6 protein-coding genes and 1 pseudogene are annotated in these 5,954 nt (G+C 68.4%); 6 read left to right on the plus strand and 1 reads right to left on the minus strand.

What is annotated here, in order from left to right:
* From H0W38_RS14845 to H0W38_RS14870, 6 genes and pseudogenes are all read left to right on the plus strand, one after another.
* A pseudogene (locus H0W38_RS14845) lies at positions 1 to 221 on the plus strand (hypothetical protein); the annotation flags it as partial.
* Positions 218 to 676 (plus strand): 3-hydroxyacyl-ACP dehydratase FabZ, encoded by a 459-nt coding sequence (gene fabZ / locus H0W38_RS14850; RefSeq protein WP_292455406.1) that lies wholly within the window; start codon positions 218 to 220, stop codon positions 674 to 676. The pseudogene H0W38_RS14845 and the gene fabZ, both read left to right, overlap by 4 nt.
* A 13-nt stretch (positions 677 to 689) precedes the next feature.
* Positions 690 to 1,478: an acyl-ACP--UDP-N-acetylglucosamine O-acyltransferase gene (gene lpxA, locus H0W38_RS14855; protein WP_292455409.1), complete on the plus strand. Its 789-nt coding sequence runs from the start codon at positions 690 to 692 to the stop codon at positions 1,476 to 1,478.
* Positions 1,479 to 1,490: 12 nt separating this feature from the next.
* The gene (gene lpxB, locus H0W38_RS14860) at positions 1,491 to 2,621 is read left to right on the plus strand and encodes a lipid-A-disaccharide synthase (protein WP_292455411.1); all 1,131 of its coding nucleotides are present in this window, start codon (positions 1,491 to 1,493) and stop codon (positions 2,619 to 2,621) included.
* 49 nt (positions 2,622 to 2,670) lie between these two features.
* Positions 2,671 to 3,285: a ribonuclease HII gene (gene rnhB, locus H0W38_RS14865; protein ID WP_292455414.1), complete on the plus strand. Its 615-nt coding sequence runs from the start codon at positions 2,671 to 2,673 to the stop codon at positions 3,283 to 3,285.
* Positions 3,282 to 4,061: an RNA methyltransferase gene (locus tag H0W38_RS14870; protein WP_292455416.1), complete on the plus strand. Its 780-nt coding sequence runs from the start codon at positions 3,282 to 3,284 to the stop codon at positions 4,059 to 4,061. Before rnhB ends, H0W38_RS14870 begins: the two co-directional genes overlap by 4 nt.
* A gap of 139 nt (positions 4,062 to 4,200) precedes the next feature.
* Here the strand turns inward: H0W38_RS14870 and H0W38_RS14875 are convergent.
* Positions 4,201 to 5,954 (minus strand): OB-fold nucleic acid binding domain-containing protein (locus tag H0W38_RS14875; RefSeq protein ID WP_367162170.1); only part of this gene is annotated, 1,754 nt, incomplete at its 5' end.

Raw genomic sequence — 5,954 nt, forward strand, 5'->3', positions numbered from 1 at the left:
GCCGCTCGATCACTCGCCCTGGCACCTACACCGGCTTCTTTCCGCTCGATGACAATCGCGCCTGGGAGAAGAACGCGGCCACGCTGCGGCAGCTGCACGCGCTGCGCGAGCGGGTCCGTGTTCTGGAACGCGAAGCAAAGCCGGACAGCGCCGATGCCGGTGCACCGCACAACGACGAAGACAGCGGCCGACGCCGGCCCGGCTCGAAACAAGAACCATGATGGACATCCACCAGATCCTCGAGAAACTGCCGCACCGCTACCCGATCCTGCTGGTGGATCGCGTGCTCGAGCTCGAGCCGGGCAAGCGCATCCGGGCGCTCAAGAACGTGTCGATCAACGAGCCTTACTTCGTCGGCCACTTCCCGCACCGCCCCGTCATGCCGGGCGTGCTGATGCTCGAAGCGCTGGCGCAGGCCGCCGCGTTGCTGAGCTTCGCCGACGACAAGCTGCAGAGCGACAAGAACTCGGTCATCTACTTCGTGGGCATCGACGGCGCGCGCTTCAAGCGGCCCGTGGAGCCGGGCGATCAGTTGATCCTCGACGTCGCGGTCGATCGCATCAAGGGCGGCATCCACAAGTTCAGTGCACGCGCCAGCGTGGCCGGCGAGCTGGCCTGCCAGGCCGAACTGATGTGCACCATGCGCTCGGTCGGTGGCGCCGCCACGCCGGTCTGAGCGTTCGGCCGCGATGAGTCGCATCCATCCGACGGCGATCGTCGATGCGCAGGCCGAGCTTGCCGCCGACGTGCAGGTCGGCCCCTACGCGGTGGTCGGGCCGCACGTGCGCATCGGCTCCGGCAGCAGCATCGGGCCGCACTGCGTCGTCGAAGGCCATACGTCGATCGGCTCTGAGAACCGCATCTGGCAGTTCTGCTCGATCGGCGCCGCGCCTCAAGACAAGAAGTACGCGGGCGAGCCGACGCACCTCTCGATCGGCGACCGCAACACCATCCGCGAGTTCTGCACCTTCAACTGCGGCACGGTGCAAGACAGCGGCTGCACGCGCGTCGGCGACGACAACTGGATCATGGCTTACGTTCACCTCGCCCACGACGTGCAACTCGGCAGCCAGTGCATCCTCGCCAACAATGCCACCCTGGCCGGCCATGTGCAGGTGGGCGACTGGGTCATCGTCGGCGGGCTGACGGGCGTGCACCAGTTCGTCAAGATCGGCGCGCATGCGATGGCGGGTTTTCAGACCGCGCTGTCGCAGGACGTGCCGCCGTTCATGATGGTCGACGGCAACCCGGCCAAGGCGCACGGCTTCAACGTCGAAGGCTTGCGCCGGCGCGGCTTCGGGCCCGAGCGGATCGCCCAGATCAAGCAGATGCACCGGCTCCTCTACCGCAATGGCCTGACGTTCGAAGAGGCGAAGGCGCAGATCGGCGACTTGCGAGGGCAGGTCGAAGGCGGCGACCTGGATGTGGAGCTGATGTCCGGCTTCCTGAGCGCATCCACTCGCGGCATCGTCCGTTAGGACGCGCAGCGAATGCAGTTCGGCATGGTCGCCGGTGAGGCTTCGGGGGATCTGCTCGCCGGTTTGCTGATGGGCGGCCTGAAGGCGCGCTGGCCCGCGCTGGCCGCAGCAGGCATCGGCGGCCCGCGCATGACCGCGCAGGGCTTCGAGGCCTGGTGGCCGAGCGAGCGGCTCGCCGTGCACGGTTATGCCGAGGCCTTGCTGGTCTACCGCCAACTCGTGGCTGTGCGCAAGCAGCTCGGCGATCGCCTGCTACAAGCGCGGCCCGCGGCCTTCATCGGCATCGATGCTCCGGACTTCAATCTCGGCCTCGAAGCGCGTCTCAAGGTCGCCCGCTTGAAGACGGTGCACTTCGTCTGCCCGTCGATCTGGGCTTGGCGCGGCGAACGCGTGCACAAGCTGGCCGCTTCCGCCGATCACGTGCTGTGCCTCTTTCCGTTCGAGCCGGCTTTGCTGGCCAAGGCCGGCGTGCCGGCGAGCTATGTCGGTCATCCGCTGGCCGATGCGATTCCCGTGGAGGTGCCGCGCCACGCCGCCCGCGTCGCTTTGGGTTTGAGCGAGCGCAATGTCGTCGTCGCGGTGCTGCCGGGCAGCCGGCGCAGCGAGATTCGCCACATCGCGCCGAGCTTCCTGCGCGCCGCCCAACAGCTGCGGGCCGCGCGCCCCGACCTGCGCTGCGTACTGCCGATCGCTCCCGGAATGCGGCCGCAGATCGAGGCGCTCGTCGCCGAGGCCGGTGCCGCCGATGCGGTGCAGCTCGTCGACGGCCGCTCGCATGAGGTGCTGGCGGCCTGCGACGCCGCCATGGTGGCCAGCGGCACGGCCACCCTGGAGGCCGCGCTGTTCAAGCGGCCGATGGTCATCGGCTACCGGCTGCACTGGCTGAACTGGCAGTTGATGCGCCGCATGCGCTACCAGCCCTGGGTCGGCCTGCCCAACGTGCTGGCGAACGAGTTCGTCGTGCCCGAGTTGCTGCAGGACGCGCTGACACCCGAGGCGCTGGCCGCTGCAGTCCTGCGCTGGCTCGACGACCCCGCGTCGGGCGAGCGCGTTGCCGAGCGTTTCCATGAACTCCACTCGAGCCTGAGGCGCGATACCGCGCGGGCCGCCACCGATGCGATCGCGCAAGTCATCGGCTCCTGAGCCCGGGCCGCGAGGCAGCAAGGCGGCTGTGCCCGAGCAGTTGGGGCTCATGCTGTCCTGGAACACGCGTGGCCTGATGGCCGGCGTGGACGAAGCCGGCCGCGGCCCGCTGGCCGGCCCCGTGGTCGCCGCCGCGGTGATCCTCGACCACGCCCAGCCGATCTACGGCCTCGCTGACTCCAAGGTGCTGAGCGAGCGTCAACGCGAGCGACTGTTCGATGAGATCCGCGCCAAGGCGCTGTGCTGCAGCGTCGCGCAGGCCAGCGTCGAGGAGATCGACGCCATCAACATTCTGCAGGCCACTCTGCTGGCCATGCGCCGCGCCGTCGATGGCCTGCGCCTGATCCCGAAGCAGGTGCTGGTCGACGGCAACCGGCTGCCGGTGCTGCGCATGCCGGCCGAGGCGGTGATCGGCGGCGATGCGAAGGTGGCGGCGATTTCGGCCGCTTCCATCCTTGCCAAGGTGCATCGCGACCGGCTGTGTCTGGAGCTGCACGAGGCGCATCCGCAGTACGGGTTCGCCGAGCACAAGGGCTATTGCACGCCCGGGCATCTGGCGGCCTTGCGTGCGCATGGCGCCTGCCATGTGCACCGCCGCAGCTTTGCGCCGGTGCGCGAGGCGCTTGCCGGCATGTGGGGCGACGCCGCCGGGCTGCTGCCGTGAGCCGCGAGCCGGTTTTCGTCAGCTCGCGTGACAACCCGCTGCTGACCAGACTGCGCAAACTGATCCGCGATCCGGGCGGCTACCGCAAGCTCGGGCAGGTGTGGCTGGAGGGCGAGCACTTGTGCGCGGCCTGTGCCGCACGAGGCCCGGTGCCGACGCAGGCGGTGCTGAGCGCGGCCGGCTGGGTCGATGCAAGTTTGCGAGCCTTGGCCTTGCGGGCGCCGCGGATCACCGTGTTGAGCGAGGCTCTCTTCGCCGGGCTCAGCCCGCTCGAATCACAGGCGCGCATCGGCTTCGTGATCGAGCGGCCTGCCGAAGCCGCCGTGCGGGGCGGCCTGGCCAGTGTGGTGCTCGACCGTCTGCAGGACGCCGGCAACGTGGGCAGCGTGCTGCGCAGTGCGGCTGCGCTCGGCGTGGCGCAGGTCGTGGCCCTCGCGGGTACCGCGGCGCTGTGGTCGCCGAAGGTGCTGCGCGCCGGCATGGGGGCGCATTTCGCACTGCGGCTGGTGGAGAGTGCGAACGTGGGCGATCTCGATGCGCTGGCTGTGCCGCTGGTTGCCACCAGCTCGCATGGCGAGCGCTCGATCGCCGAGGGTGCGCTGCCCGAGCCTTGCGCCTGGGTGTTCGGCCATGAGGGGCAGGGCGTCGATGCCACGCTGCTGGCGCGCTGTGCCCAGACGCGACGCATTCCCCAGCCCGGCGGCGAAGAGTCGCTCAATGTGGCGGCGGCTGCGGCGATCTGCCTGTACGAATCTCTGCGTCAGCGCGGCGCTTGAGTTGCGATCGGGCTGCACTGGGTTACGCAGCGCGTAGTGCGCGACACTCAGGGAACGATAAAGCAATACGGCGAGGACGCGGGAACGCGAGGCGCGGAACGCGAGCTTCGGCTGCCACGCGCGTACGACGCTCCGACGCTCAATGAAAGTCGCGCGAGCTCGTGCCCAGCTTGCCGAGCCACGGCGTCACATCGACCAGCCGCTGCGCCACCAGATGCATCACGCCTTCGGGCGACTTCTGCCATTGCCCCGCAACGGCGAGCAGCCTGGAAGCCAGCAGCGCCTGACGGTTGCGCTCGCGCAAATGCTTCGAGACGATCACATTGACCGAGCCGGTCTCGTCCTCGAGCGTCACGAAGATCGTGCCCTTGGCGGTTTCCGGCTGCTGGCGCATGACGACGATGCCGCAGGCCCAGGCGCTGGCGCCGTTGCGAAGGGCGGTCAGCTCGTCGGCGCTGCGCACGTGCCGCGCTGACAGGCGAGGGCGCAGCAAGGCAAGGGGATGGCGTCGCAGCGTCAAGCCGGTGGCGGCGTAGTCGAGCGTGATTTCATCGCCTTCGGGCGCCGGGGGCAAGGCCAGGGCCTCTTCGCGCTGCGGTGCGTCGGCCAGAAGCGCGTGATGGCGTTGCTGGCCGGTCGCCACCCAGGTTTGCTGTCGGCGGTGGCCGGCCAGACCGATCAGCGCGTCGGCGCGGGCGAGCTGCTGCAGCTCTTGAGGATCGAGCGCGGCGCGGCGGGCCAGATCGTCGATGCTGTCGAAGGGCGCTTCGTTGCGTGCATTCATCAAGCGCTCGGCGGCAAGTTCGTTGAAGCCCGACACCCTGCGCAGGCCCAGGCGCACCGCGGGCTGAGGAATGCGCGAATCCGGCAGCCCGCGGTCGGGCGCACGCCGCTCGAGCGTGCAGTCCCAGTCGCTGTGCAGCACATCGACGGCCTTGACCTCGATCCCATGCCGCTTCGCGTCCTGCACCAACTGCGATGGCGAGTAAAAGCCCATCGGCTGCGAGTTGATCAGGGCGGCCAAAAAAATTGCCGGCTCGTGGCACTTGATCCAGGCGCTCAGGTAGGCGAGCAGGGCGAAGCTGAAGGCATGGCTTTCCGGAAAGCCGTAGTCGCCGAAGCCCTTGATCTGCTCGAAGATCGCCTCGGCGAAACCGCGGTCGTAGTCGTTGCGAACCATCCCTTCGATGATGTCGCGATACCGTTTCACATCGCCGGTGCGCCGCCACGCTGCCATGGCCCGCCGCAGCTTGTCGGCCTGGCCGCCGCTGAAGCCGGCGGCGATCATGCAGATTTGCATTACCTGTTCCTGGAAGATCGGCACCCCCAGGGTGCGCTTCAGGGCCACGTCGAGCTCCGGCTTGGGGGACGCTGAAGGCTCCAGACCCTGTCGCCGCCGAAGGTAGGGATGCACCATGCCGCCCTGGATGGGCCCCGGCCGAACGATCGCAACTTCGACCACGAGGTCGTAGAGCCGGGCCGGTTTGAGCCGGGGCAGCATGCTTTGCTGGGCCCTGCTCTCGATCTGGAAGACGCCGACCGTATCGGCCTGCTGAATCATGTCGTAGGTCATGCCGTCTTCGCGGGGAATGTCTTCCATTCGCCAGGCATGGCTCGGCAAACCGGCAACGCCTGCAACAGGCCCGCGAAGCAATGTCATCAGATCGAGCGAGCGCTTGAGCACGCTGAGCATGCCCAGCGCCAGCACATCGACCTTGAGCAGGCCGAGCGATTCGAGATCGTCCTTGTCCCACTGGATCACGCGCCGGCCTTCCATCGCCGCGTTTTCGATCGGCACCAGCCGCGTGAGTTCGTCGCGCGCGATGACGAAGCCGCCGACGTGTTGCGACAGGTGGCGCGGAAAACCAACCAGCATGGAGGTGAGTTCAAGCC

This window comes from Methylibium sp. (assembly GCF_013817365.1).
Classification (GTDB): domain Bacteria; phylum Pseudomonadota; class Gammaproteobacteria; order Burkholderiales; family Burkholderiaceae_C; genus Methylibium.